Source organism: Bradyrhizobium genosp. SA-3 (assembly GCF_004212635.1).
GTDB lineage: Bacteria > Pseudomonadota > Alphaproteobacteria > Rhizobiales > Xanthobacteraceae > Bradyrhizobium.
The window spans coordinates 1-23,697 of sequence record NZ_PSRT01000025.1 but is presented as its reverse complement, the minus strand read 5'-3'; the positions used below and the strand labels follow the sequence as shown (position 1 = coordinate 23,697).

At 59.2% G+C, this 23,697-nt stretch carries 20 protein-coding genes and 3 pseudogenes; 6 read left to right on the top strand and 17 right to left on the bottom strand.

The features are described from left to right. Nucleotides 1-127: 127 nt before the first annotated feature. Nucleotides 128-229 (bottom strand): annotated as a pseudogene (locus tag CWO91_RS11040) (transposase); the annotation flags it as partial. An 84-nt stretch (nt 230-313) separates the two neighbouring features. Continuing rightward, nucleotides 314-3,043 (bottom strand): DUF5695 domain-containing protein, encoded by a 2,730-nt coding sequence (locus CWO91_RS11035; protein WP_245471204.1) that lies wholly within the window; start codon nt 3,041-3,043, stop codon nt 314-316. Between the two features lie 674 nt (nt 3,044-3,717). Here CWO91_RS11035 and CWO91_RS43705 point away from each other — a divergent pair. After that, nucleotides 3,718-3,946: pseudogene (locus tag CWO91_RS43705) on the top strand (cold shock domain-containing protein); the annotation flags it as partial. 175 nt (nt 3,947-4,121) lie between these two features. On the opposite strand, the gene CWO91_RS45405 reads toward CWO91_RS43705, so the two are convergent. The 9 genes from CWO91_RS45405 to CWO91_RS10980 all read right to left on the bottom strand — a co-directional run bounded on the left by CWO91_RS45405 (nt 4,122) and on the right by CWO91_RS10980 (nt 14,156). Continuing rightward, complete coding sequence (locus tag CWO91_RS45405; protein WP_433995554.1) at nt 4,122-4,472, bottom strand: DUF4236 domain-containing protein; 351 nt, start codon at nt 4,470-4,472, stop codon at nt 4,122-4,124. A gap of 207 nt (nt 4,473-4,679) precedes the next feature. Then, on the bottom strand, nt 4,680-5,120 hold the full coding sequence (locus CWO91_RS11015; protein ID WP_130213483.1) for a hypothetical protein: 441 nt from the start codon (nt 5,118-5,120) through the stop codon (nt 4,680-4,682). A gap of 244 nt (nt 5,121-5,364) precedes the next feature. Then, nucleotides 5,365-6,933 (bottom strand): porin, encoded by a 1,569-nt coding sequence (locus tag CWO91_RS11010; protein ID WP_130213482.1) that lies wholly within the window; start codon nt 6,931-6,933, stop codon nt 5,365-5,367. Nucleotides 6,934-8,181: 1,248 nt separating this feature from the next. Next, the gene (locus CWO91_RS11005) at nt 8,182-9,018 is read right to left on the bottom strand and encodes an ABC transporter permease (protein ID WP_130213504.1); all 837 of its coding nucleotides are present in this window, start codon (nt 9,016-9,018) and stop codon (nt 8,182-8,184) included. A 42-nt stretch (nt 9,019-9,060) separates the two neighbouring features. Next, complete coding sequence (locus tag CWO91_RS11000) at nt 9,061-9,993, bottom strand: ABC transporter permease (protein ID WP_130213481.1); 933 nt, start codon at nt 9,991-9,993, stop codon at nt 9,061-9,063. Continuing rightward, nucleotides 9,993-10,991 (bottom strand): ABC transporter ATP-binding protein, encoded by a 999-nt coding sequence (locus CWO91_RS10995; protein ID WP_130213480.1) that lies wholly within the window; start codon nt 10,989-10,991, stop codon nt 9,993-9,995. The genes CWO91_RS11000 and CWO91_RS10995 overlap by 1 nt, the downstream gene beginning before the upstream one ends. After that, nucleotides 10,988-11,974 carry an ABC transporter ATP-binding protein gene (locus CWO91_RS10990; protein WP_130213479.1) on the bottom strand — a complete coding sequence of 329 codons (987 nt, stop codon included), beginning with the start codon at nt 11,972-11,974 and terminating at the stop codon, nt 10,988-10,990. The genes CWO91_RS10995 and CWO91_RS10990 overlap by 4 nt, the downstream gene beginning before the upstream one ends. Nucleotides 11,975-11,997: 23 nt before the next feature. Then, entirely contained in the window at nt 11,998-12,492 is a 495-nt protein-coding gene (locus CWO91_RS10985; protein WP_130213478.1) for a hypothetical protein, read from the bottom strand. Between the two features lie 83 nt (nt 12,493-12,575). After that, the gene (locus tag CWO91_RS10980; protein WP_130213477.1) at nt 12,576-14,156 is read right to left on the bottom strand and encodes an ABC transporter substrate-binding protein; all 1,581 of its coding nucleotides are present in this window, start codon (nt 14,154-14,156) and stop codon (nt 12,576-12,578) included. 411 nt (nt 14,157-14,567) lie between these two features. On the opposite strand from CWO91_RS10980, the gene CWO91_RS10975 reads away from it, so the two are divergent. Beyond that, nucleotides 14,568-15,761 (top strand): pyridoxal phosphate-dependent aminotransferase, encoded by a 1,194-nt coding sequence (locus CWO91_RS10975; RefSeq protein WP_165405353.1) that lies wholly within the window; start codon nt 14,568-14,570, stop codon nt 15,759-15,761. Nucleotides 15,762-15,772: 11 nt separating this feature from the next. After that, nucleotides 15,773-16,645 (top strand): annotated as a pseudogene (locus tag CWO91_RS10970) (isocitrate lyase/phosphoenolpyruvate mutase family protein). A gap of 59 nt (nt 16,646-16,704) precedes the next feature. Here the strand turns inward: CWO91_RS10970 and CWO91_RS10965 are convergent. Further along, entirely contained in the window at nt 16,705-17,055 is a 351-nt protein-coding gene (locus CWO91_RS10965) for a hypothetical protein (RefSeq protein WP_130213476.1), read from the bottom strand. On the opposite strand from CWO91_RS10965, the gene CWO91_RS10960 reads away from it, so the two are divergent. Together CWO91_RS10960 and CWO91_RS10955 are read left to right on the top strand one after the other, a co-directional pair. Further along, nucleotides 17,054-17,335: a helix-turn-helix domain-containing protein gene (locus tag CWO91_RS10960; protein ID WP_091886147.1), complete on the top strand. Its 282-nt coding sequence runs from the start codon at nt 17,054-17,056 to the stop codon at nt 17,333-17,335. The genes CWO91_RS10965 and CWO91_RS10960 overlap by 2 nt on opposite strands. A 138-nt stretch (nt 17,336-17,473) precedes the next feature. After that, nucleotides 17,474-18,409, top strand: a complete 936-nt coding sequence (locus CWO91_RS10955) for a LysR family transcriptional regulator (RefSeq protein ID WP_130213475.1) — start codon at nt 17,474-17,476, stop codon at nt 18,407-18,409. Nucleotides 18,410-18,666: 257 nt separating this feature from the next. Here CWO91_RS10955 and CWO91_RS10950 read toward each other — a convergent pair whose 3' ends face one another. From CWO91_RS10950 to CWO91_RS10940, 3 genes are all read right to left on the bottom strand, one after another. Further along, nucleotides 18,667-19,167, bottom strand: coding sequence for a DUF2285 domain-containing protein (locus tag CWO91_RS10950; RefSeq protein WP_245471203.1), 501 nt, complete (start codon nt 19,165-19,167; stop codon nt 18,667-18,669). Between the two features lie 85 nt (nt 19,168-19,252). Then, complete coding sequence (locus CWO91_RS44165) at nt 19,253-19,447, bottom strand: transcriptional regulator domain-containing protein (RefSeq protein ID WP_130213473.1); 195 nt, start codon at nt 19,445-19,447, stop codon at nt 19,253-19,255. Nucleotides 19,448-19,611: 164 nt separating this feature from the next. Then, nucleotides 19,612-19,884, bottom strand: coding sequence for a DNA -binding domain-containing protein (locus CWO91_RS10940; protein ID WP_130213472.1), 273 nt, complete (start codon nt 19,882-19,884; stop codon nt 19,612-19,614). A gap of 641 nt (nt 19,885-20,525) precedes the next feature. On the opposite strand from CWO91_RS10940, the gene CWO91_RS10935 reads away from it, so the two are divergent. Beyond that, the gene (locus CWO91_RS10935) at nt 20,526-20,807 is read left to right on the top strand and encodes a helix-turn-helix domain-containing protein (protein ID WP_130213471.1); all 282 of its coding nucleotides are present in this window, start codon (nt 20,526-20,528) and stop codon (nt 20,805-20,807) included. A 372-nt stretch (nt 20,808-21,179) separates the two neighbouring features. Here the strand turns inward: CWO91_RS10935 and CWO91_RS10930 are convergent, their stop codons facing one another. Then, the gene (locus CWO91_RS10930) at nt 21,180-21,518 is read right to left on the bottom strand and encodes a hypothetical protein (RefSeq protein ID WP_130213470.1); all 339 of its coding nucleotides are present in this window, start codon (nt 21,516-21,518) and stop codon (nt 21,180-21,182) included. A 123-nt stretch (nt 21,519-21,641) separates the two neighbouring features. Next, entirely contained in the window at nt 21,642-22,736 is a 1,095-nt protein-coding gene (locus tag CWO91_RS10925) for a KamA family radical SAM protein (protein ID WP_130213469.1), read from the bottom strand. Nucleotides 22,737-23,697 lie beyond the last annotated feature (961 nt).

Here is a 23,697-nt window from a genome sequence, read left to right as displayed (position 1 = left end):
GCTCTAGCCGCTCAGACAAAAAGCTGGGTTGACAAGGTCGACGACTAGAGAGGCGATTCTCCCGGGAGAGGGCAGCCACGGCATTCACTTTTTGCATATTTCAACGATTATTGAATTTGCCGCCGATGCCACCCGGCACGATCATGTGGATGTGCGGATGGTGGGTCATCGCCGAACCCGAGGTATGCAGCAGCGCGGTGATGCGGATACGTGCGCCGAGAGGCTCGGGATTTGCAACGATGATCGTCATCGCCTCGGAAGCCGCGTGGAACAGCAGGCCATAAGTGCCGATCGCACCCGATAATCGGCAACACTAGCGAACCTGAACCCGCGGTAAGCGCGCCGCAGGCAAGCGGACGATGATCTTGCTGTCCGTGATGTCGACGACTTCCTTGCGCTTTCTCCCGTCATCGTACCGCAATTCGAACGTCACTCCCGATGCAGATGGGGCAAACGGCTCTGGCGTAAGGCTGATCCACCCTTCCCCCAAGTTCAGAATGATCGGTGCATCCCCCCGGAATCGGGCGTCAAGCAGCACCAAGTCCAATCGGAGAGACTGGAGCCGCAGGTTGAGCCGTCGCCGCACGCCATCACGTGGCCAGATACGCAGGGTGTGAGCGAACGTCTCCATGATGCCACCGGAACAAACCTGCCCAAAGATGGGATCGTCGGCAACAATCGTCGCAGCAGCGCGGACCGCTCCACAAAATCCCAGGTCGATCTCGCACGAGTAATACCACGCTCCACGGTGATGCGGCTGACCGAGCCATGTGGTCCCGCTCGGCGCCGGCTCGAAGCCGCCACCGGCCGCGCCGCCGTTCTCCTCGTCCTGATACCAATAGCCATAACCGGCCGACGCAGGGCCGCTGTTCAGCAAAGCCCACGCGCTGAGTTGTGACGCATAGCCGAGACGAAGGAGCGGATGCGGGTCGTCTGCATCGTTCAGCGCATGATCAAGCAGCGCCCAGCCGCCCATCTGCGCCATGTAAGTCAGCGTATAGGCGTCGCCCGCAGTCCCGCGATAATCGCTGCCGAGGTAGTAATAAGCAGGTTCTAGCCAGCCACGGCAGAACAGATTTGCAGCGATCTGACGCTCCGCGAAGGCACGGGCTGCCGCCTTCGAAACCCCCATGGCGACAGGGTCGTCAAGGGCCGAGCGCGCCAGTGCCTGCGTTGATTCGAAGGCTGTGGAATCGAACGGATATTCCGATCTGAACAGGTCCGCCTTCGGATCGACGAAGGCGCGCACCTTACGCGCCCAGTGCGCCTCCAACGTCGCCGCCTCGCGCATCAAGCCCGCGGTCGTGAGCGCCGAAACCAGTTCGGGGATCACACATTCGTTGTAGAAGCCGGTGCAGTAGGCAGACCACATCACCACCCGCATCGGCACCGTGAACATGGCCAGCGCCGTACCGTAGGCGCGTACCAAATAATCTCGTGCGCTCTGGCGGGTGGGTATCGCGGGATGGTCACGCGCGATGCGGTGCATGGCCAAATACATCGCGAAGATATGCGGATAGTCATAAGGCCGCCAGATATGCAGGCGGCCCTTTGGGCCGGGATCGCTGCTTTCCCGGTTCTGCTTCCAATCGGGTATGCCGTAGAGGCCGTAGGCGTATGCCTCCTGTGTGGTACGTTGCAGCCCGCCCCAGACGAACGTATCGATATACCGGTCCAGCGCCGCCACTTCCGCCGCATCAGGATGCTCGGCATTCTTGGTTGCGAGGTAAGCGGGCTTGCTCAGCCCGGGATCGTCGCACGTCACCTCGTAGATGCGCCAGCCCTTGATCTGGTCGTAATTGTCAGGGCCAAGCAGGACCTGCGTCTCCATGTTCCACTCGCCAAACAAACCGTCGTACCATTTGGACGGGTTACGGTGCTGCCGCTTCACGATGAAGGCTGCGCGCTTCTTCATCATCGTCTCGACGGGCTCGGTCGCGAAGAATTCAAGAAAGGTCTGGCGCGCACCCGGCTGGTGCAGGGTCAGCCGGTTCTCGCCCAATCGCGAAAACCGGACCCGCCACAGTCGCCTGCCAGCCCGATCCGGCAACCGTTGCACCACCGTGTCGCCGGTAAATTCCGCTTCGATCCGCTCCACCGGAATGGAGGACGCGAGCGCGATGTCGACATGCAGGTCGTTGGGAACCGTCATGCCCGGCATTACTTCCACGTCCACTAGACCTGCGTCCGCGATAGCCCTGCGCGCCGCCTCATAGTCGGCAACCCACTGGAAGCGGAGACGGTAACGCCGTTCCTCGGCCGGCGACAGGGACAAGAAATGGGTCGGCTGTCGCCAGCGAGTCCCTCCCGCCACTGCCTCGCCGGCGGCCGCCCCGCCCAAGATGTAGGCGCACCACGTCCCACTGGCTTCGGCCGAATCCTTGTGGACATCCCAATATTCCAGTGACGTGTCCGCTTCCGGTAAGAGCATGAGGAAGGGACCGGTGCTGTTGCCGCGAATCCAGAAGATGTGCGATCCATGCCCCGAGACGAAGCTGTGCTTCAAAACAGCCACCGACACCGGTTGCCCTGCCGGAAATTCCGTGTTCATCGGCATGGGCAAATAGAGGTCGCCAACCTCCACGCTCGCCATGCCGTCGTTCCGCAGCATGATCTCCCACGTCAATCCAGCCTCGTCGACTGCGAGGCGGGTCGTGAGAAGGACGCCGGCATCGCGGGCTGCAAGTTCAAGGGCCGCGCTATGAATCGGCTTCGTTGCATCAACGCCGGTTCGAAGCGTATGCCACTCGGATCCGGCACGCCGAACTCTAGCGTGAGCTGTCCCCAGCACGGCTCCAGGCCGGACATAATCCGTGTCATACGTATCGTTACGATAACGCAACGAGGTAATGCCGTCTTGTGTGCACCCAACGACGAAGGGAGAGTCGACCGCCTTCAACACCATGGCAACCTTGCGCTGCGGCCGATTGGGTGTAGGCACCGTAACGCCCCCGAACAACGCGCTAGCCAAGAAGCTACTGCCCAACAGCATCGTACGACGCGTATACGTCCAGACTTTGGACATGCCTTTGGTCTTCGTCATCAGCCGTATCCGGTATTGCCCATCCGGATGATCAAGGCATGCCGTTTCGCGCCGTAAACGTCAACGCGACAAAGCGACAGGCCCGCAATAGCTAGATGCGGAGTGAATTGACGTCGCCAGAGGGCAAAATGACCTCTAGAAGGCGCTGAAGAAGAATTTGGCAAGGGCAACTAGCCGGCCTTGGGTAGCGCCGGTATTGTTGTGCTTTCATTGAATCTTTGCGTGCGCATGTGAGCTTTCAGCTGTCCATACTGAAGATACTTGCCGGGCGATCGGACGGCCGAGCCAGTCTTGAGCTCGTCAAGCAGCACTTGGCCATCTTTTTACACAAGCGGGCCCGAGTGGCCGCCGCGCATGAAGCGCATCGAAAGATCCACCGAGAGGTGGGATACTGGACCATCACTGAGGAGGGACGGAATTTGCTTGACGCCCTCGAGAAGCTCGATCGATGTGTGACACAAAGCCACCCCGAGGCACAGGCCGAGGAGCCAGCTGGCGATGAGCGACCGCCATTGCCGGCTGCTCCACCACGACCAATCGCCCGCAGGAAACGTCCTCGGCGAAAACGATTGTGGACGCGTGAGGGGCGCTCATCGTGAGATGTACCTATCGCGTGGACATCCTTATTGGTCAGGCACCCCTTCGATGAGATCGCGGACGTTCAGTTTGGAGATATGCAATGGCAATGGGGACCCGTGAAGTGGTTCAACGCGGCCAAGGGTTACGGCTTCATCCAGCCCGAAGACGGAGGAGCTGACGTCTTCGTTCACATCAGCGCGGTCGAGAAGGCCGGCTACACCAATCTCGCGGAAGGCCTCCGGGTCAGCTATGAGCTGATGGCAGATCGTTCGTCACGCCGGTTACGATCGTTCGGGCAAGATGAGCGCCGAAAATCTGCGCATCAGCCGATCGACTTGCCCTGAGGAACCTGCCGGGTTCTTTAGTGTTCTGAAGTCGCTTCTGGCTTGCGCGGGAAGCATCGACACGGCTTCAGCACATTCCCCGGTGCCGCTGCGGGCGTTTCCCGTCCGACGAACGATCAGCGCTGTCGTCCGCATCGGAGCGCCGTGCAAGGCGCCTATCGGGATCGCATTCTCAAACAGACATTGCAGCGAGGGAACGCGACAAATCTCTCGGCTGCTTCAACGCGCGAGCACTGGATCCGCTCGTTCACTTCGTTGCACGAGCGAAGATCGATCTCACCATAGAGGCAGATCGGTAGCTCGATTGTTGTTGAAGCGCCGGTCCCTTCACGTAGCGCCAAGTCTGGTATACGACAGTCGCGTCGTCGGGCGGCGTCTCTTCCTCGATAAAGCGAGCACGTGTAATGCAGTCCGCGCGAGCCAAGCGAGACGCACGCTCCGCTGCCCCTTAGATTTAAGTGGACGCCCGGCATAGTCTTAAAACTACGGCGAAATCGAAAACTCATCTGTAAATCGGTCGCAAAGTGAGTTTGCTTCTTATCGCGCATAGATCGAACGCCTTCATGTGCGGCAAGACAGGAGACTGCAGATCAAAGCCGCCCGGACCGGGAAGCTCAAGCCGCTCAGTCCGCAACATAAGGGATCTCCGACCGTTTGATCGTCAAACGCATACGATGCGTGGTCAACAGGGCTTCCATTGCGATCGTTTGCTGTCACCCCAACGCGGGCCCGATGATGACTTCTTCGATGCCGCAATTATTGGGATGCAGAGCGGCATTGTTGATGACGACTTCGTCAAACTGACAAGCCCGGTAAGGAAAAAGGCCGGCTGGTGAAACATGCGTCTTCAGGCCCGCAGGTCGCTTGCGGTCGACTTCGCCCAGGAGATCGCGAATGTCTCGAACATTGATCTTCGTCAGGACTGAACCTCCAGAGAATGGGCGGCGCTGGGCCATGCGCCAGCACGCGGTGACAGGAATGAGCCGATCCACCTCAGTGTCCTCAATTTGTGCCTTGAGGATCCTGATCTCGGCCTTCCCACCGGAGAGAGCATAGCAATCGGGCGATCCCCACTCGGGCCGCGGGCCCAGTGGATTGCCGCTCCAATTAAGTCCTTGAGTTTCGTTCCAGTACGCCCCCTGATCCGTTTTCAATCAACATTCAATAGGTGGGGCCTGCAATCCATATACTGGCGCACTCGATCTCCCAAGTGCGTTCGGTGTCTCACCGATCAGATTGAGGCCTTTATCTGCGCAAAAGGACCGGCGTGCCCCCTCTGACCAAAAGCTGCCCATAATGTAGGAGGCCCTCAGCGGGCATGCCGAAGGCCTCCTTAGAGGTTAACGTGGATCCATAGAGCCTTTTCTTTTCTCCTTATCGTTGGGGTTTGGCAGAGACTCACCAGTTGCGCTGAGCTCGGAGCAGCAGTGTCAGCGTGTTCTGGTCCTTTAACGCGTAGGTCGCAGCTGGTTTGGCCACACCCGAAAGCAGCGGTAATGTTACCGTGCTTCCGCTCGCGTATTTTTGGTCGAGCATGGTGTAAGCGAGATCGGCCGTAAAGGTCAGATTCTTGATCGGGGTCCAGCGCGTGACGAGGCCAACAACCCCGTAATTGAAATCGGGATTACAGCCAGCCATGCCGCTCGAAAGCGTAAGTCCCGCAACGAACGCACCGCAGATATAGCCCTTGGCAGTGCTTCCATGCCAAACGGCGGCCCACGCGCCATAAACGGCCGTATTCCACTGTGGATCCCAGTTATGGGTGTAGCCACCACGGAAGCCGTAGGTCGTGGTCAACTCCTGACCGGCGCCCGCAACGAACACAGAGTCGGACAAACCGGCCAGGCCGACGCTCTGGTAACCGCTAGCCAGGCCCGTACTGCCGTACATCGCGTAGGTGGTCGCCATGAGGTCGTTAAAGTTGTAGCGGGTCGCACCATTCGTATACGCGGCGGACAAGTTGATTGTGTCACCTATCCCGGTCGGGATGTTTTTGAGTGATAAGGCCAACTGAGCAGCCCAGCCCCATTTGTCGCCTGGATGGCCGGTGGTTTCGTCAACACCGTAATAGGCCGCATGGTTATCATGCGCAGCAAGTGACGCCTGAACGAGGCCCCAGGCCTGATCGATGCGGGCCATCGCGATAAGGTCAGGCGAGCGCGAAGCGCCGATGTCGTTGGTGCCGTAGGCCCCCGTCGCGAGGCCGGCAGCCGTGGCGCCGCTCACGTTCCAGATGTTGGTTGTACCATAAACGACTTGATCCTGGGCCGAAAGCGAAGCTGTGATGCCTTGGCCGAAGTCGGCAGTATAGGTCAACTGGTTCACGCCGGTGACCCAGCCGCCGCCACCGGGTAGATCGTCATATTCGTTCGCCGGATAGTTGGTCCAAGGCGCGGAGAACTGCGAGACCGCCTTTCCCACGGTAAAGCCGGCGAACTGGATAAACGCGGAGTAGACGCCGAGCGATCCCTGTGCGATCGCTCCACTGCCCTGTCCTCCGGACACAGCAGCGTTATAGATGGTTGCGCCTCCACCCTCGCCTGTACCGGCACCGATATAGCCACCCGAGGTCCAGCTGAACACGCCTTGGAAGAAGGTGCGAACCGCGCCGTACTCGGTCGCAGTGCGCGTGTCGATACTCAAGCCCTCCCGCGACCGCCAGGTATAGGAATTGCTCAGGCGATTTCGAGCTCCCGCAACACCATTAGCTGCGGGGTCAAAGTCGCTGTTGCTGTTCAACACCACGTCCGCGCGCAGATAACCACCCAGCTTGATGCACGTGTCCGTGCCGGGAATGTAGTAGAAGCCGGCGCCATATATAGCGCAGACCCTCACGTACTCGATCGCTTTGGACTTGGCGGGAAGATCGGCTGCTTGTGCAGCTTCCAACGCGAATAAGCTTGCCGCGGAGGTCAGTACAAGCCGTTTGATCGTTTGATGTGGATAGCTAAATCTTGAGAATGTCATTGCCCGATCCTCTTGGTCAGAACTTGTGCGGGCGAGGCTGTATCGTCGTCACGCAAACCTTCGGTGACAGACATCAAATCGTGCGATGGGACGTTCTGATTTAATGATGGCATTCCAAGTAAGACGCGACGGGCTCTAAAAAACGGCGCAACATCGATCGCGGGTCGATGCCAAAGTGACCCAAGAAGCTCCGTCGAGAGCTTGGCGGAGTTTTCTGGCTCCTCCTGCTGCATGTTCGTGATGCAGCACCTCAGCGGATAGAATGTGGGCACACTGCATTTGCAGCTAAACTCTGCCGCCTCTGTCGCGTTTGCGCTCCAAGCCGGGGTGGCTTGGTCAGAACTAAGGTTGCGGCCGCACTATGGGGTTGGTCTGGAGCTCTATTGCTGCCGGTCGCGCTGAATGCCAAAGGAACGACCTTGAAGCAGAGTCGATCGTCGATCAGGTGACTCAGAGTGAGCGTCGTAGGTGGCGGTCACCGGAAATCGGCTCACCAAAAACAGGCGGAAAGTCCGTAAAGCTCGACTCTTTCTGCAAGCCGACTTCCGGCCAGTAATGAGCTTGAGGCAGGCAGGTACTCGGCCAGCTCGGCAAACGCGACCTTTTGGTCGTTGAGTAGCCAGGTCCAAACTCCGGCGTAGACTCAGTCAAACATGCACCCGCGAGACCCGATATGAATTCACGCCCACGAGCACCGATCGTAAGTCGCGCCACAAGCCTAGTGTCCTGGCTCGGGTCAACTTCCCGATCCCGCGGCCAGCGCGTTCCGTGTCCTCTTTCTCGTTTCGCGACCAGAGAGAGAAGCTCCGCCATTGACTCGGATTCACGATCAGGAATCCAAAGGTGATGCTCGCGCGGAGCGCCTCAGCGCCAGCTGCAGATATTATCCTTGAGCTCATCATCAAGCCCGCATGTAGCAAGACAGCAGACGATGACCTGTTCTGAAGTTTCGCCTTCACGCCCAAGATGATGGTGCGCGTGTACGTCACCGCATGATTAGCTCATGCAGCCGATTGATGATATCGCCACGCTCGCGGACGCTGGCACACAGCTTGATGTCTCGACCAGCAATAGCTCACATGCCCCGCTGGTCCATCAAACCCAGCCGCTCGGGCCTCCCTGCGGATGCTGGCTCCGGGCAACGAAGCGCCCTTCTTTATTCGAATGCGGCGGCCGCGGGATCGGTGCAGCTAGTCGAGAGGCAGGATGTCGCGGAGCTGACCGATCGACAGCAGGGTTCTGGAGGCCTCACGATAATGTCTTGTCGATCCGGTCGCGCAGCCAATCGCCGACGAGCGAAATTGACAAAGTCGTGAGCGAGATGACGAGCGAAGGGAACACAAGGATCCAGGGAGCACGGGTCAGATAGTCACGACCGTAGCCGACCATATTGCCAAGCGACGTAAGCGGCGGCTGCACTCCAAGTCCAAGAAAGCTAAGACCGCTCTCGAGCAGAATGATGTCCGGAAACGCGAGCGTCATGGTGACGATCAAGGTCGACGCGATGTTCGGCATGATGTGACGCAGGTAGACGCGCCATGGCCTTGCGCCAAGCTGGCGTACGGCGATCACATAGGCTTGCTCGTTGGAACTCATCGCGAGCGCGCGGGTGACGCGGGCGTAGCGTTCCCATCCGTGCAGACCAATGAGCCCCACGAAGAGGAGCAGAGAGTTGCCGAAGAAGGCAAGCACCGCGAGTGCCAAAACGAGAAACGGCATGCTTGCCTGGAAATCAACACAACCGAGGATGACCTGCTCTACCCAGCCGCGGAAGTGAGCGGCCAAAATGCCAAGCGTGATGCCAAGGACGGCGCCGATCAACGTCGCCCCGAAGGCAATAAGTAGGCTCATGCGGATCGATATAGCCAGGCGCGACAGCACGTCCCGGCCGAGCTCATCCGAACCGAAGGGATGCGCGATGGTTCCGCCGAGGCCAAGAGGTGCAGCAAGGCGATGATGAAGGTCGAGGGCTGCATAGTCATAAGGGGCGAGGCGATCAGCAAAGATTGCGACAAGAAGCATGAGGCCCAGCCAGACAACCGCTATTCCGATCGCGCGGTCGCGCCACCACCACAGCCTGCGCATCCTCGAAGACGGCAGAACTTTTTCTGCGGAAATGCTCGACAATTATCGCCTCCCAGAGCGCAAGTCGCGCAAACGTGGATCGAGCATGCCATAGAGCAGATCGATCGTGACATTGGTGGTAATCATGGCGGCGGCTACGACGAGCATGATGCACTGGACGACAGCCAAATCACGACTCGCAACTGAGACGACGAGGAGGCTGCCAATGCCTGGCCACGAAAAAACGCTTTCGACGAGCACCGTTCCCGCGATGAGATTGCCAACCATGAAGCCGACGATGGTCAGCACCGCTATTGCCGCGTTCGGCAGAGCGTGGCCGGTCACGACGCGGGGCCAAGGCACACCCTTGGCGCTGGCGGCACGAATATAGGGCTGCCCAAGTACCTCGAGCATGGCGCTGCGGCTGAAACGCGCCAAAACGGCCGCGCCGCCCAGACCAAGCGTGATGACAGGCAGCACCAAATGCTGCCAACCGCCGGCGCCGCCCGAGGGCAACCAGGGAAGCTCCACTGCGAAAGCCAGTACGAACACGAGGCCAAGCACGAAAGATGGCACGGTGAAGCCCACGACCGAGACCATCATCACCAATCGATCCGCGATGCTATCTCGTTTGAGAGCCGCGTAGATGCCGGCCGGAATGCCGATCAACAGATTGAGGATCAGCGCCGGCGCAGTCAGCATCAGCGTGACAGGAATGCGCTCGGCGACGACGGCGATCGCGGAACGGCCATCACGCATCGATTGGCCGAGATCTCCATGAACGACCGCAAAGAGGTATCTGGCGTATTGCTCCCAGAGCGGCGCATCGAGCCCCCAGCCCTTTCGGAAGGCCTCGACCGCTTCCGCCGGGGTTTCCGGCGACAGCAACGCGCGGGCGGGATCGCCAGAGGCGCGCAGCACCACGAATGCGAATGTGACCACAACTCCGATGGTCAGCAACGCGCGCGCCACGCGGACCGCTATGAAGCGAGCCATCATGCCTCCTTGTTGAGTTCGCCACCATGATCGCCGATCAGATGGCAGGCGACGCGGCGCCCGTCAGGAGCGGATCTGAGCTCTGGGGCAAAGCGCGCGCAAAGTGGAAGCGCTACCGGGCAGCGAGGATGGAATGCGCAGCCGCCCGGTCGCGCAGCCGGATCGGGCGGATCTCCTTGCAGGATCGTGCGCGACCGATGTCTCCCCGGCCTGGGCACCGCGGAAACGAGCGCCCGCGAGTAAGGATGCAAAGGATCCAGAAGAACCGCCTCACAGGCGCCTTCCTCGACGATGGCGCCGAGATACATCACAGCAATCCTATCGCTGATCAGCCGGACTACTCGCAAATCATGGCTGATGAAGATCATCGCCATGTGCCGCCGCTCCTGCAGGTCGCGTAGAAGATTGATCACTTGCGCCTGGATCGAGACGTCGAGCGCCGATACTGGCTCGTCGCAGACAATGAGATCTGGATCGGTCGCAAGTGCACGAGCCAGGACGGCACGCTGGCGCTGGCCGCCTGAAAGCTCGTGCGGATAGCGCCTGAGGTGATCGGTCCTGAGCCCCACATCCGCGAGTAGCGCATTGACCCGCCCCTCTCGTTTCGACTTGCTGCCGAGCCGATGAATGTCCAGCGGCTCAGCCAGTTGGGCGCCGATCGTCAGGCGCGGATCGAGCGCAGCTAGCGGATCCTGAAACACCATTTGGATTCGCATCCTGAGCCGGCGCCATCGAATATCGCCCATAGCAGGCAAAGCTTCTCCGCCGAAGGTCACCGTGCCGGCATCCGGCCGGTCCAAGCCGATCAGGAGCCGGCCCGTAGTGGACTTACCGCAGCCGGATTCGCCAACCAGTCCGAGCGTTTCGCCGCGGGCCAGCCGCAGAGAGAGCCCATTGACCGCGTGGACCATCGCTGGACGGTGGAAAAGGCCCTGTCGCAAGCGATAACGGCGGACAAGCCCATCGGCTTGGAGGATCGGCGGAGCACTCGCGGTCATGCAGCCACGACCTCGCCCGCGGGCGGTTCGCTCGTGACATGCAAGCAGGCAGCCCTGTGTCTGATGTCGCCATCGAGCGAGGCGAGCTCAATCGCCCATTCACTGCAGCGTCCGATCCGACGATCGCAACGAGGGGAGAAAGGACAGCCTGGCGGAGATTCGGCTGCGTTTGGCACGACACCCGGAATGGCGAAGAGGCGTTGCCGCGGCGCATCCAGACTTGGAAGAGCTGCAATAAGCCCTCGCGTATATGGATGAGCGGAATGCTCAAAAAGACGGTAGGCCGGCAATTCTTCGACGATGTGCCCCCCGTAAAGGACCATGACGCGTTCACAGATCTCGCTGACGACGCCGAGATCATGCGAGATCAGGACCAGCGCCATGCCTGTCTCGCGCTGGATCTGCCGCAGAAGCTCAAGGATCTGCGCTTGAATAGTGACATCCAAGGCGGTGGTAGGTTCGTCAGCGATCAAGATGTCGGGCTGCCCTGCAAGAGCCATGGCGATCATGACGCGCTGGTTCTGCCCGCCGGATAATTCGTGGGGATAGGCGCCCAGGCGGCGCGCTGCATCGGGGATGCCGACCTGGTCGAGTAGACGTCGCGCTTCGGCAAGCGCCGTGCGGCGGTCCGTGCCGCGATGGAGCCGCAGGGCTTCAGAGATCTGATCGCCCACCGTGCGCACAGGATTAAGCGCGCTCGCCGGGTCCTGGAAGATCATGGCGATCTGCCCGCCGCGCACCTTGTCGAGGCGAGAGGCTGGCGCATGGAGCAGCTCCTCTCCGGCCAGGCGTACGCTGCCCGTTATTTTAGCGCGCTTCGTCAACAGTCCGAGCGCAGCAAGCCATGTCACTGATTTGCCGCAGCCGCTTTCGCCGACCATGCCCAGCGACTCGCCACGCCGTAGAGTGAGATCGATTCCGCGCAGCGTCGGCACACCGTCGAACGCCACACGCAAACCTGCGATCTGAAGAAGCGCCTCCATGCGAGGTCCCTGCCCTTCCCGCGTCATAGGGATCGCATCAGGTCGGTTGGAACGCCGCCCTTGCCGCGGCAGGAGAGAAACGATGCTACAGCGGCATCCTCGGGTGGCAACTCCGCCGACATTCGGCGATCAGCGGCAAGCGTGCCTACCCAGCGGGACAATTGCGCGACAGGTGCGCGCGCGGGCCTGGAACTGCTGGCATCGACAACGTCTGCAAAGGAGCACGAATGCTCTCCAAATGAGATCGTACCATGTGCCTCGGAATGGTCGATGTTCGTGCAGCTTTCAAACATGGGCCGGGCACCCCCAACAGTCTTGACCTCGCATCCGATCTCGAGGCGCTCCGTCACTTGCCGGCGCGCTGTCAGATCGTCGGCGCAGTTCGGAGCCAGGCTTTGATGAATGCGGCGCAGCGTCCGCGCCTCCCAGGCGGCGCGGCGCTCCCGTCGGATCGTCCGCGAGACTTTGAACAGGATTGCGAGGTCGCCAGCGGCAAGGTTGTCGTCAAACCAGGTCATCGCCAAGACCCTCTGGCCGAGGGCTAGCTCCAAGGGGGGATTGCTATCGCACAATGGTCGATTCAAGGTGTGCGTCATCGCGATCAGGTCCGGATCAGAGCTCTGTTGAACGGGCCGAAATTGAGGTCGAGCGTTAGCCCCGGCAGCCACGGCACGTCGCGACGCTTGCCATAGAACTGGCCCGACACGTGCAGGATCACGCAAGGCGGATCGATCTCGTTGATGATCTCGAGCATGCGACGGATGATCGGCCGGCGCTGTTCGCCCTGGACGGTGTCCTGGAGCTTTGCGCCGAGCGCGAAATATTCCTCGTTCCTCCAGATTCCAATTGACTTTGGCAGGGTGCCGCTCGGACCGTATTCACGCCAGGGATGGCCGAGATGATCCAGAAAGAGGGCCGTATTGGACGTATCAAAGATGGCACGCACCGGCTGGCGCTGAATTTGCGCGAAGTTTTCCATCATCTGAAGTTTGACGTTCAGGCCAACCGCACGCCACATCTCGATCATGGTCTGCGCGCCAGAGACCTGATTGGGGTAGTAGTTGTTGAGCAGACGATAGGTGATCTGCTCTCCCTTGTAGCCCGCTTCGGCCAGCAGCTCCTTGGCTTTGCCCGGATCATAGGCAAGCGAGGGGAACTCGTGGATGTAGCCTTCGCCGTAGCTCGGCAACTGGTAACCGTTCGGAATCGGGAGCCGGTCCTCCCACAAGCTCCGCACGATCAGCTTGCGGTCGAGCGCAAGGCTCATCGCACGGCGAACACGCGCATCCTTCAGAAGGGGATCGGTCTGATCAAAGACGAGCGAGCGGATATTCTGCACGGCACCACCCACGACCTCGAGATCAGCACGCTTCTGGATGCCCGCAAACTGGTCCGGCGGAATGTCAGTGGCAATGTCGAGCTCGCTGGCGAGCAGGCCGTTCACGCGCGCGGAAAGTTCGGGAATGATGCGGTATTCGATGCCATCGAACGGCGGCCGCCCGCCCCAATACGCATCGTGGGCGGTCAACGAGACACGAATATCCAGCTTGTGATCGACCAGCTTGTAGGGACCGCTTCCGACAGGGGCTGTGGTCCAGCGCTCCCACGAGCCCGCCGCCACGAAGGCGCGCTGGCTGACGATCTCCGATCCCCAAGCGGCCAGACGCTGCTCGAGGAGCGCGTCACCGCCCTTTGCATGCACAATGACGGTATAAGGATCGACAATTTCGACCTTCTCGAGCCGATCAAGCGACTGAAGCGCCTCGGACATTCCGCTGCGTCCGGGTCCCAGCAGGTGGTCAGGACCAAGGCTAAAGGCAACATCTTCGGCCGTCAAAGGCGTTCCGTCATGGAAAGCCACTCCCTTGCGCAAGAACAGCCGCAACGACTGCGCATTGATCCGCTCCCAACGCTCAGCCAAGCTGGGCCGGAGCGCCATGTCGTGGGCGTGGTCGAAGGTGATCAGCGTATCGAAAAGCTGCGGCATGATCCGGCGAATGGCAGTATCGGTCGCGATGGCTGGATCGAAGGATCGCGGAAATCCGGACATGCCGACCCGAAGGCGCCGACGCGTCAATGTCTTCGGCTCGCCCTCCGCAGCGCCGGCGCCTGTGCTGGCTAACACGCTTGCGGCAACGGCGCCTGCGATGGCTTGCCGTCGCGTCAGATCAATACGGGTCATCACCGCCTCCGGTTCACTTCCATTGATACGAATGCCACAACCGTGAATTCTTAAGATCGGCACGGACTTTGGCGGACCACCGAAATTTGGGCGCTTGTGTCATTCAGGCATATTCGCGATTGTGCGCGACCTTAAAAACCTGAACTGCTACGGCAGGATGACGTTCATCGAATAAGTCGATGTAAGCTTGCGAACATGCGATGGTCGGCGCTCCTGGCGCAGGCTGATGAAGAGGAAGAGCTGAGACGCAAAGCACTGCGCGAGCGCCCAGCAGAGCCGCACGAAGAAGCGAGACAGTTATCGTAATCTTCGATGATTTTATCCAAAGCCGCGATCACCCGGTTAGTTTGGTCGTCCGCGTTCGGATAGATCCCATGAAACCGCTCATTCGAACTCGTAGGATATTGTGTCTTGTCTCTCGTTTCAGAACGGCTCAAGGTCGTCCGTCCCTCTCAAACCAAAGTCATGACGGCTCGCGCCGCCGAGCTGCGCGATCAGGGCGCCGATGTGATTACGCTCAGCCAGGGCGAGCCGGATTTCGGCACGCCGTCCGCTATCTGTGAAGCTGGCATCCGGGCAATCCGCGACGGGCAGACGAAATACACGGCGATCGCCGGAATCAAGCCACTGCGGGAAGCAATTCGCGAGAGCCTGCGTCGCGATCATGGGCTCGACTACGGTATTGACCAGATCACGGTGGGCTGCGGCGCCAAGCAGGTTGTGTTCAACGTATTATTCGCCAGCCTCGATGCGGGCGACGAGGTTGTGATCCCGACGCCGTGCTGGGTCTCCTATCCCGACATGGTGGCCCTGGCCGGCGGCAAGCCGGTGCTCGTTGCCTGCGATGAACTCCATGGCTTCAAGCTGCGCTCCGAGGCGTTGGAGAAGGCGATCACGCCGCGCACCAAATGGTTGATGTTGAATTCGCCATGCAATCCGACCGGTGCGGTCTACAGCCGAAGTGATTTGCTCGCGCTTGCCGCGGTGTTGCGCGAGCATGCCCAAGTGCACGTGCTATCCGATGACATCTATGAAAAGCTCACCTATGACGCCGACTTCGCAACGATGGCCGCAGTCGCGCCGGACCTCTACGAGCGCACCTTAACAGTCAACGGCGTATCCAAGGCAGACGCAATGACGGGCTGGCGCGTCGGTTACGGTGCAGGACCTCTGGCGCTGATCAAGGCCATGAATCTCATCCAGGGCCAGACCTCCTCGCACACCAGCTCGATTTCTCAATATGCCGCGCTCGAGGCACTGTCAGGAAGGCGGGACCATATCAAAGAGTTCGCGCGCGCGTTTTCGGAGCGCCGCGACCTTGTCGCCGCCAATCAGGCCAAGGGGCTTTCCTACCGTGTGCCGGACGGCGCTCTTTATGTTTTCCCCTCCTGCGCGGGTGTCATCGGCAGGCGCACGCCGGACGGCAGGGTGATCGAAAGCGACACCGACTTTGCCATGTATTTGCTTGATGCTTTCGCCGTGGCTGTCGTGCCGGGCAGCGGCTTCATGGCATCGCCCTATATCCGGATTTCCTATGCTTCCTCGCTCGAGGAGCTCACCCAAGCTTGCGACCGTATCATTGCCGCCTGCGCGACCCTGTCCTGAAAGATCTTCTGATGTCCCCTGCCAAAAGCCTGCGCGCCGGCATGGCCGAGACTGGCCTGGTCCACATCATGGCCGCCCACAGCCCGTTTTCAGCGATTCTCGCGGAAGAAGCCGGATTTGACGGACTGTGGGCGCCCGGCTTCGAGCTGTCAGCGCTTTATGGGCTGCCGGACATGAGCCTGATTTCGATGACACAGCATCTCGACATGCTGCGGGCGATCGCCGGACGCACGAGGCTGCCGATCGTCGCCGATATCGATACGGGCTACGGCAATGCGATCAACGTCATCCACGCTATCAGGGAATATGAGCGGGCCGGCGCCAGCGCCGTTGTCATCGAGGACAAGACTTTTCCAAAAGTGACGAGCCTTGTTGCCGACGGCCGTCAGGACCTGTTGCGCATTGAAGAATTCCAGTGAAAGATCGAGGCTGCCATCACAGCAAGATCGGATCCGGATTTCCTCGTCATCGCCCGCACCGAAGCTTTGATCGCCAGCCTCGGCGAAGCGGAGGCCTTGCATCGGGCGCACGCTTATGCGGAGGCTGGCGCGGACATGATCCTGATCCATTCGAAAAGGAAGACTCCTTGCGAAATCGAAAGCTTTTCGCGCGCCTGGACCGGATCGGTGCCGCTGGTGATCGTACCAAACGCCTACCCTGACCTCGACGCCAAGCGGGTCAAAACTTTGGGCAATGTTTGCATGATGATCTATGGCAATTACGGCATCCGTGCTGCTGCAACCGCCATGCAGGAGACTTTCCGCCGGATCATCGCTGACGGCGGCGTCCAGAACGTCCACAAGGATATTGTACCGGTAGAGGAAATCTTGAGACTCCAGCGAATGGACGAGGTTAAGGCAGCTGAAACGCGCTTTCTGCGCTGAAGGCCAACTCTAACCTTGCCCGAACGGCTGTCGCTGCAATCTCGATGGTTTGCGCCGGCTCATTCATCGGGGCTGCAACTCCATTTCGTTGAATGGAGGACCATCGGCTCCCTTTCAGTCAGCATCTTGCCTTTGGCTCGAGGCCATTCGCGCAAATGGGGCAGCGGAATCGAACGGCGGCCGAGCCAGCCGAAAGGCTGAGCTCCGGTCAGCGCCACAAAACCTGCGCCGCCGCAAATTGATAGACGGTCGACATACCAGCGCTTGGGCGGCACGGCCCAGCAGCGTCGGGAACAGCGATTCGGTGACACGCATCGAATAATTCGATCGAAAACCTCCAATTTGGTGATGTTTTTAGGTCGGTTATAGCCAGTGGTTTGATGACCATCGAAATGGCTGCCTACGCGCATGAGAGCTCGTGCGCTTGTGGCTTACAATGTGCGCCGGATCCGCGTCCAGCGCGGTATTCCGCAAGAGCAATTGGCCTATGATGCAGGTGTTGATCGCTCCTATATGAGCGGACTTGAGCGCCAACAGGCGAACCCGACAATCGATCTTCTCGATCGCCTTGCCGAGACGCTCGGCGTAGCTGTATCCGAGCTGTTTGTTCGGCCATCCAAGGGTGCGCCGCCACTCGCTACCTTACCTAAAGGTCGCAAGCCGAAGCCGGCACGCCGCAAAAGGACCTAGCCCCCTGACAGCACCGAGCTGTTGACGCAGATCTTGTGCGGTACTGGACCAAGTATCAATGCGCTCCCACGCGGATTTTGTGCGCAACCCAGCGTTGATACGCGGCAATCCCGCTATGGACATCGAATGATGTGATGGATGTTCATTCTGGCGCCGGAGCAGACAATGGCGGCTCAAGACGATGAAGTTCCTTTAAATGCCATCCGTGCTTTTGTGACCGTCGCACGCGAAGGCAGCGTCACGCGCGCGGCCACCACTTTGGGAACAACGCAGAGTTCGGTCAGCCGGTATTTGTCCGTCCTGCGGGACTATCTGGGTGCGGACCTCATCGAGCGGCGTGGGCGGCGCAGTGATCTGACCGAGTTCGGAAGGCTATTCGCAAACGCAGTCTCTGAACCTCTCGAAACGGTCGGCTTCACCGCGAAGAGAATGCGACGGCGTGCGGGCGCAGGAACCAATCGGATTGTCGTCCGCACGTCACTATCGACATTTGCTTTCTCTTTTCTGATTCCAAATCTGCAGGCGTTTTCTTCTGAAGCGGGCGGCGTTATCGTGGACGTCGTGAGCTCGCTCTCGCCGCCGACATCTTCGGATGATTTCGATATTTTGATTACACGCGACCTTTCCGTCATCGAACCCGCCGACAGTTGGGAGATCTACAATGAGGAGCTGGTATGCGTCGGCCCGCCAAATCTGGTCGCGGGCAGAGAGCTCTCGATCGTTCGCTCAACCCCGATACTGAACATCACATCACGTCCCGACATCCTGCCGACATGGCTGAGGGCCATGAACCTGTCCTCAAACGACATACGAGCGGGCGCGCGCTATGATCACAATTATCTTGCTCTGCCGGCCGTCATGACAGGAAAATGCCTTCTTGTCGCACCAGAAATCATCGTCAGTGATCTGGTGCGAGGGGGCGCTTTGCAAATCATTCCCGGCTCACGCACTCCAAGTGGCATGCAATATCGCGCCTATGCCGTGGATCGCAGCGAGGATCCCGAGATCGCTCGTTCTTTTTGCCGATGGGTGGCTCGTCTTTGCAAGAAGGCAGCACTTGCGCAGGCTGCCTGACGCCCAGCAGGCGCCCCTCAATCCGGTACAGCGGCAGATCGATGCATTGCCCGCTATTCAAGTCGACAGCACTCAACTTGAGAAAACCATCCGAGCAGAGTCGTCAAACCCTTACGAAGATAGCGCCTCTCTGTTGCAGCAATCCAGACGCCAAAGAGTGAGAGATCGGAACGCAAAGATCTCATCCTATCCGCGATCGTGCATGCCAAAAGAATTGGCTGCACGGAACGGGGGCATGCCATTGATCGCCCAAGAGCTCATGAACTGTCATTCCTGCGTCTGCCCTTGTGGAGCAATGCGCGGCAGCGAAGGCGCATGAGGCGCCGCCCCAGCTTAACAAGTCGAATGGTTCGGCTGCGCAGGTCGTCTGTTTTCCAGCCCCGCTCGGCAATACGATGGCTTCCAAACAGGCCTTGGGCGATTTGGCGATAGCTATTTCCTTCCTGCCATCCATCCAGTGCGCGCAGCGCGAGGATCAGCCGACGCTGCTTCAAAGCCGGCAAAGCAAGAGGGGGCGTTCCGAGCGGCCGATGCTCAAGCGCGAGCCAAAATCGACGTGCGGCCCCCAAGCGAAGCTCGAAATTCGCATCGAGCGGCAGATCGATGACGACAGCAGATCCGCTCGCCGGAAACTTGCTTAGCCAAAGGCGATGCTTCGCGCCGCCGAGCGGCACGATTGCATGCCATCCGTCCGGCGCGCGACGAAGCTCGCTACCGGGCAGATTGGCGACGTCGAGCTGATAGCTCTTCGGCGCCATACAGTTGACCGCCCGCACAGGCAGTACGGTCGACAACACCTCGGGTGCCCAGAAAACTGCTTGCTTGTCGAAAGTCTTTTGCGGATCAGCTGGAAAACGAGAGCCCCCACTTCCGCCGGAACTGGCCCGCCGCTGCGCTTGAAAGTTCGCGGCGAGATAACCGCCTATAATCCTCTTGGTAGGCGCGATCTCGGCGCAGCCACTCCCAGGCCAGGTCGGCCGCTTCTGCGCTCTTGAGGCCGCTGTATGCTTCCTCAGATCTCCAGTCAGTGTCCGGCATCGAACCATTTCCCCGCATGATCTTCACACGCGGTGAACTGCAGCCGATGATTGTGGCGCTTTACGGTTGCGTGCGTGCCGCGTACTCGCCTTGCATGCACTGAATCGATGCAATGATCATGTATTACGATTGCTAGGAATTGCGCCGATCCCGATCCGCCGTGTTCATTCCTTTGGCCAACCGCCGCGCAGCAGATCACGATAGCCGTGGCCCGCTAGCCACTTGGCCCGAGCCAGATGACTTTCGAAGGTGCGTCGCGCACGATCCGGTTCAAGGGACGTGTCAAGCCCAAGCACAATGCGCGCGATTTCGTGCCAATCTGCCTTGTCAGCGTCGGCATCGAGAAGTCGCATGTAGGTGATAGCGTGCTCCTTGTCATATGACGTGAGCTCGTGCGCGCTCGGCGCCAAATTTGCGATCTTCGGATCGGCCGGCACTGCCTGAAACTCCTACCAAGCTGAAAAATCTATCGAAATCGGAGCAACGATAACTAACTTGGAGCCATTTTGGTACCGCTCGAATCGTCGCGGTCCCAAGCTCTTTTTCGCCGAACGTCGGAACTGCGAGCGCATACCACAATGACCGGGTGACTCCATTCTGGGACATTTGCTCTTCCATCGGCGCTGGATCTGCTCGCAGTCCATACCGGTGACTGATCGCAGATTTGCCACACAGCTTAGGCTGTTCTTGCTCTTCACCCTACCGGGAACGGAATGGAGGCCGGTCGTTTGCCCGCGCGCTGGTGAACGGCCGCGGCCTAAAGGCAGCCAAGTGGAAAGAATTCGTTCACCTTTCGAGCTCCAGCTGAACGGTTGTCCTATTACGGCGCCCGGAAAAAGCCGAAGTACCTCTGGGGCCATTTTGCTCTCCCGCCAGTAGCGAGCTGTCGCGCCGTGAGCCCGCTTGTGATGGATCGACGGCATTCAAACACGACAAACTCCACGACATCTGCGTCTCACCGTGACCTGCTTCCTAGAAGCAACAGTGCTAGGACAGCCAAATGCTTGGGTGTGAGCTTATCGTAATAGTCTGGCTATAACCAGTGGTTTCATAATCGTCATAATGGCTGGCTTTGCGCATGAACGCTCGTGCGCTTGTGGCCTGGAATGTGCGCCGGATCCGCGTAGAGCGCGGCATCCCGCAAGAGCAATTGGCCTATGATGCCGGGATCGACCGCTCATATATGGGGCGCATTGAGCAGAAGAAAGAGAACCCGACCATTGATCTCCTGGACCGTATCGCCGCGACTTTGGGTATTCACTTGTCCGAATTGTTCGCTGAGCCGACCAAGGGTGCGACACCTCCCAAACCGATGTCTGGAGGACGCAAGCCGGCACGCCAGTGCCGGAATAAGACGTAATTAGTCCAGAGAGCCATGCTTGTAGCTAACGACGGGAGCAGACGAGCCGGAGCGGGCTCACGTGCCCGCTTCGAATCTGCGGCGGCGATTCCGACCTCCGGCTCCAGCCGATACCGCATCAGCACGGTTCCGCTTAAACAGCGCCCAGCGCGATTTGCTCCAAGTAGCCAGAAGCATGGCTTACGCTGCTCGCGTAAACTGATTGGGTGGCCGCTTGAGCCCGAGGTTTTCTCTAAGAGTCCGCCCGGAGCTTCCCGACCTAAACTTGCCGCGTCGGCGCAATTCAGGAACGACGAGCTCCACAACAAAACCGGCTCGAGAGGCTCTGACCACCACCTCGTTCTGAATGACCGCACCTTTCTCCTTACCTTGTCACAAATTCCCCTCACACACGCGTCCGCCGTCCCGTTCGCTGCGACGGGCATTGGCTTGTGAAACGTAATGTCGCGTTCGCGCGTCAACAACCATGACGCGATTGAGGTCAATGACTCCGGGGCGTGCGCCCCAAACGCAGACGGAAGCAAACGTCGGGATCACCTTTAATGGCTTCGAAGTTGCAAATGCTTCGTTGACAAATTGTAGCTCCTCCTCCTTCAAAGGATCTGAGCCCATGCCCACTCCAAGCGCATAGAGCATTACCTCCCTGTCACTCCAGGAAAAGGGAGCTCCACAGGTCCTTAAGTTCAGTGCAGCGGGATAGTCGAGCGGCATCCGAGCCTTTCTACAGTTGAGACCAGGCCGCGCCGCCGGAGGCTCAACTTGAATGCGCTTCGTGGGGCGGCGAGCGTACCGCACTCGCTCCGAGCCCGTGGGCTGGAGCGCGTGCGGTAGATCTCATTGTTCGGGCAGATCATCAAACCAGCAGGCTGTCGCGACGTGCGGTCGGGAAAAGATCTTCCCGATCTTCTCGGGAACTTTATTCTGGTGGTATCGCATATACACACGGCCATCCTGTCCTAAGTCCAATATCTCTATTTTTCCTGTGTAATGGGACATGATGTATTTAAAGGTCTTCTCGATCCCGCTCAGACGTTGGTTGATGCCGCGTACAATCTCTAGTCCGCGCCGCAGTGCGACTTGGAAGTGCGATGCACCCTTCACCGGCCTCGCTTGAAATAAGTAGTAAGGTCGCACTCCGATTTCGTGGCATTTGGCGAACGTCGCGGCCAATATCTCGGGATCATCGTTGACTTTGGCGAGAAGCACGGACTGATTAAGGAATTGCACGCCCTGTGCTCGCAAAGCGCGAACTTTGTGCTCCGCGTCGCATGAGATCTCACCTACGTGATCGAAATGCGTGACGATGATTGGGGCTTTACCCGCCTTGTGGATACGCCGGAATAACGCCGGTAGAGCGGAATCTTCAAACCGCCTTGGCTCATAGGCCAGCATTTTTGTGCCAAATCTGATCGAATTCAAATGATTTATTGGCAGCAGGTGGTCAACGATCTTGTTCAGCTTGGCGGTGCTGAGCACGAACGGGTCACCTCCGGAAAGGAGTACGTTCGTCATCTCAGGATGGCGCGTAATATATTGCGCGGCCTGATCGAAGTCCGGTGCGATTTCATCCGATACCTTGCCCACAATGCGCTTGCGAAAGCAGTAACGGCAATATGAACCGCAGCGTTCCGTCACCAGCAATAAACCGGTCTGGGCGTACTTGTGCTGGAGTCCCGGCACGACCGTGTTGTCGTGCTCGCCGCTCGTATCCAAGGTGCCTGGGCTCTCGAACTCCTTGACTGAGGGCTCGACAATGTACTTCAGCTGATTGTAGTAACCGCTTTTTATGATCTGTTCGCGATAAAACTTTGTGACATGATAAGGCGTGATGTTGTTGACTTGCAGTTCACTCTTGCTAACGACCCGAGTTTCTTCAATGAACTTCAACACGTGTGCTCTGCAATCCAGCGGATTGGCTGTGGTTTCCATTGCGCACCTCGTCTGCCCTTATGAGTGCGTTTGATTCAATGCGATCTTTCTCGTCTACAATACAGCATCAACAGTGGATCGATACCTACCTAGTGTGGTGAGGACTATCGGACTCGAGAGTTGAGAAAAGGCGCACTGGTACTCGCCAGATGGCGGCGCGCCGAGGATAGCGGCGCGATGCGATCCTAAGTCGCAGCCATTAGAGCGTGTTGAGATCGAATTGGATCGCAAGGGATACTCAAATCAGGCGAACCGTGATTCATGCTACAGGCGGGGAGGAGCTGCGGGGATGGCGCATGGGGAGGATCTTCCGATCTGGGTGATCAAAGCCATGGTTGAGGCCAATCTTTCGCCGAACGAGGCGGCACGGATTTCCGGGTCGGGATCGCGAGCGCGATCCATTGGGTGAGGGGTTTGAGGAAACGCGCCGCACAGCAGCTTTGCGGGATTAGCTCCTGGAACTGCGGCGTAGGGAGGACGATCTGACCCTCGATGCGAGCCGAGTGTATCTGCTTCGCACGCATAGCGTGTAAGCCAACAAGTCGACGCTGTCGCGGTTTTTCGTCGCCGAGCAGATCAGCTTCAAATAAACGGTGAGGGCCAGCGAACAGGATCGCCCCGAACTCGCTGAGCGCTGGGACGCGTGCGAAGAACTTTTGTCGCGGGTTGATTTTCCTCGATGAGACTCGACGAACCGTGATGGCGACGCCTGGTGCCCAGCACCGATAGGCAGGAGCCGGCTTGTATTGTACCCGGCTCTCACACGAGAATGGCACCGCCTGCTCGCGCGTTCTCAACAACTCTTATGGACAAGAAAAGAAGCAGATGCACGCGCCGGTTAGCCGGTCCTGGCGGGTTAAGCTCAAAGACCCGGTTCCGCTCGATATTGCCGGGCCGCAACTTAGTCTCGGACCGCCAGCGTCTTACGAAAACCGGACGTGCGGACACTGTTAGGCAGCCT

What these genes read in the sequence shown, in the direction of transcription:
- CWO91_RS10990 (WP_130213479.1), bottom strand. Translation starts at nt 11,974, where the DNA reads ATGGAGGCGCTTCTTCAGATCGCAGGTTTGCGTGTGGCGTTCGACGGT.
- CWO91_RS11010 (WP_130213482.1), bottom strand. Translation starts at nt 6,933, where the DNA reads ATGACATTCTCAAGATTTAGCTATCCACATCAAACGATCAAACGGCTT.
- CWO91_RS10965 (WP_130213476.1), bottom strand. Translation starts at nt 17,055, where the DNA reads ATGCGCGTAGGCAGCCATTTCGATGGTCATCAAACCACTGGCTATAAC.
- CWO91_RS10960 (WP_091886147.1), top strand. Translation starts at nt 17,054, where the DNA reads ATGAGAGCTCGTGCGCTTGTGGCTTACAATGTGCGCCGGATCCGCGTC.
- CWO91_RS10955 (WP_130213475.1), top strand. Translation starts at nt 17,474, where the DNA reads ATGTTCATTCTGGCGCCGGAGCAGACAATGGCGGCTCAAGACGATGAA.
- CWO91_RS11035 (WP_245471204.1), bottom strand. Translation starts at nt 3,043, where the DNA reads ATGACGAAGACCAAAGGCATGTCCAAAGTCTGGACGTATACGCGTCGT.
- CWO91_RS10925 (WP_130213469.1), bottom strand. Translation starts at nt 22,736, where the DNA reads ATGGAAACCACAGCCAATCCGCTGGATTGCAGAGCACACGTGTTGAAG.
- CWO91_RS11000 (WP_130213481.1), bottom strand. Translation starts at nt 9,993, where the DNA reads ATGGCTCGCTTCATAGCGGTCCGCGTGGCGCGCGCGTTGCTGACCATC.
- CWO91_RS45405 (WP_433995554.1), bottom strand. Translation starts at nt 4,472, where the DNA reads ATGAGTTTTCGATTTCGCCGTAGTTTTAAGACTATGCCGGGCGTCCAC.
- CWO91_RS10930 (WP_130213470.1), bottom strand. Translation starts at nt 21,518, where the DNA reads ATGCCGCTCGACTATCCCGCTGCACTGAACTTAAGGACCTGTGGAGCT.
- CWO91_RS10980 (WP_130213477.1), bottom strand. Translation starts at nt 14,156, where the DNA reads ATGACCCGTATTGATCTGACGCGACGGCAAGCCATCGCAGGCGCCGTT.
- CWO91_RS10995 (WP_130213480.1), bottom strand. Translation starts at nt 10,991, where the DNA reads ATGACCGCGAGTGCTCCGCCGATCCTCCAAGCCGATGGGCTTGTCCGC.
- CWO91_RS10985 (WP_130213478.1), bottom strand. Translation starts at nt 12,492, where the DNA reads ATGACCTGGTTTGACGACAACCTTGCCGCTGGCGACCTCGCAATCCTG.
- CWO91_RS11005 (WP_130213504.1), bottom strand. Translation starts at nt 9,018, where the DNA reads ATGCGCAGGCTGTGGTGGTGGCGCGACCGCGCGATCGGAATAGCGGTT.
- CWO91_RS10935 (WP_130213471.1), top strand. Translation starts at nt 20,526, where the DNA reads ATGAACGCTCGTGCGCTTGTGGCCTGGAATGTGCGCCGGATCCGCGTA.
- CWO91_RS10950 (WP_245471203.1), bottom strand. Translation starts at nt 19,167, where the DNA reads ATGGCGCCGAAGAGCTATCAGCTCGACGTCGCCAATCTGCCCGGTAGC.
- CWO91_RS44165 (WP_130213473.1), bottom strand. Translation starts at nt 19,447, where the DNA reads ATGCCGGACACTGACTGGAGATCTGAGGAAGCATACAGCGGCCTCAAG.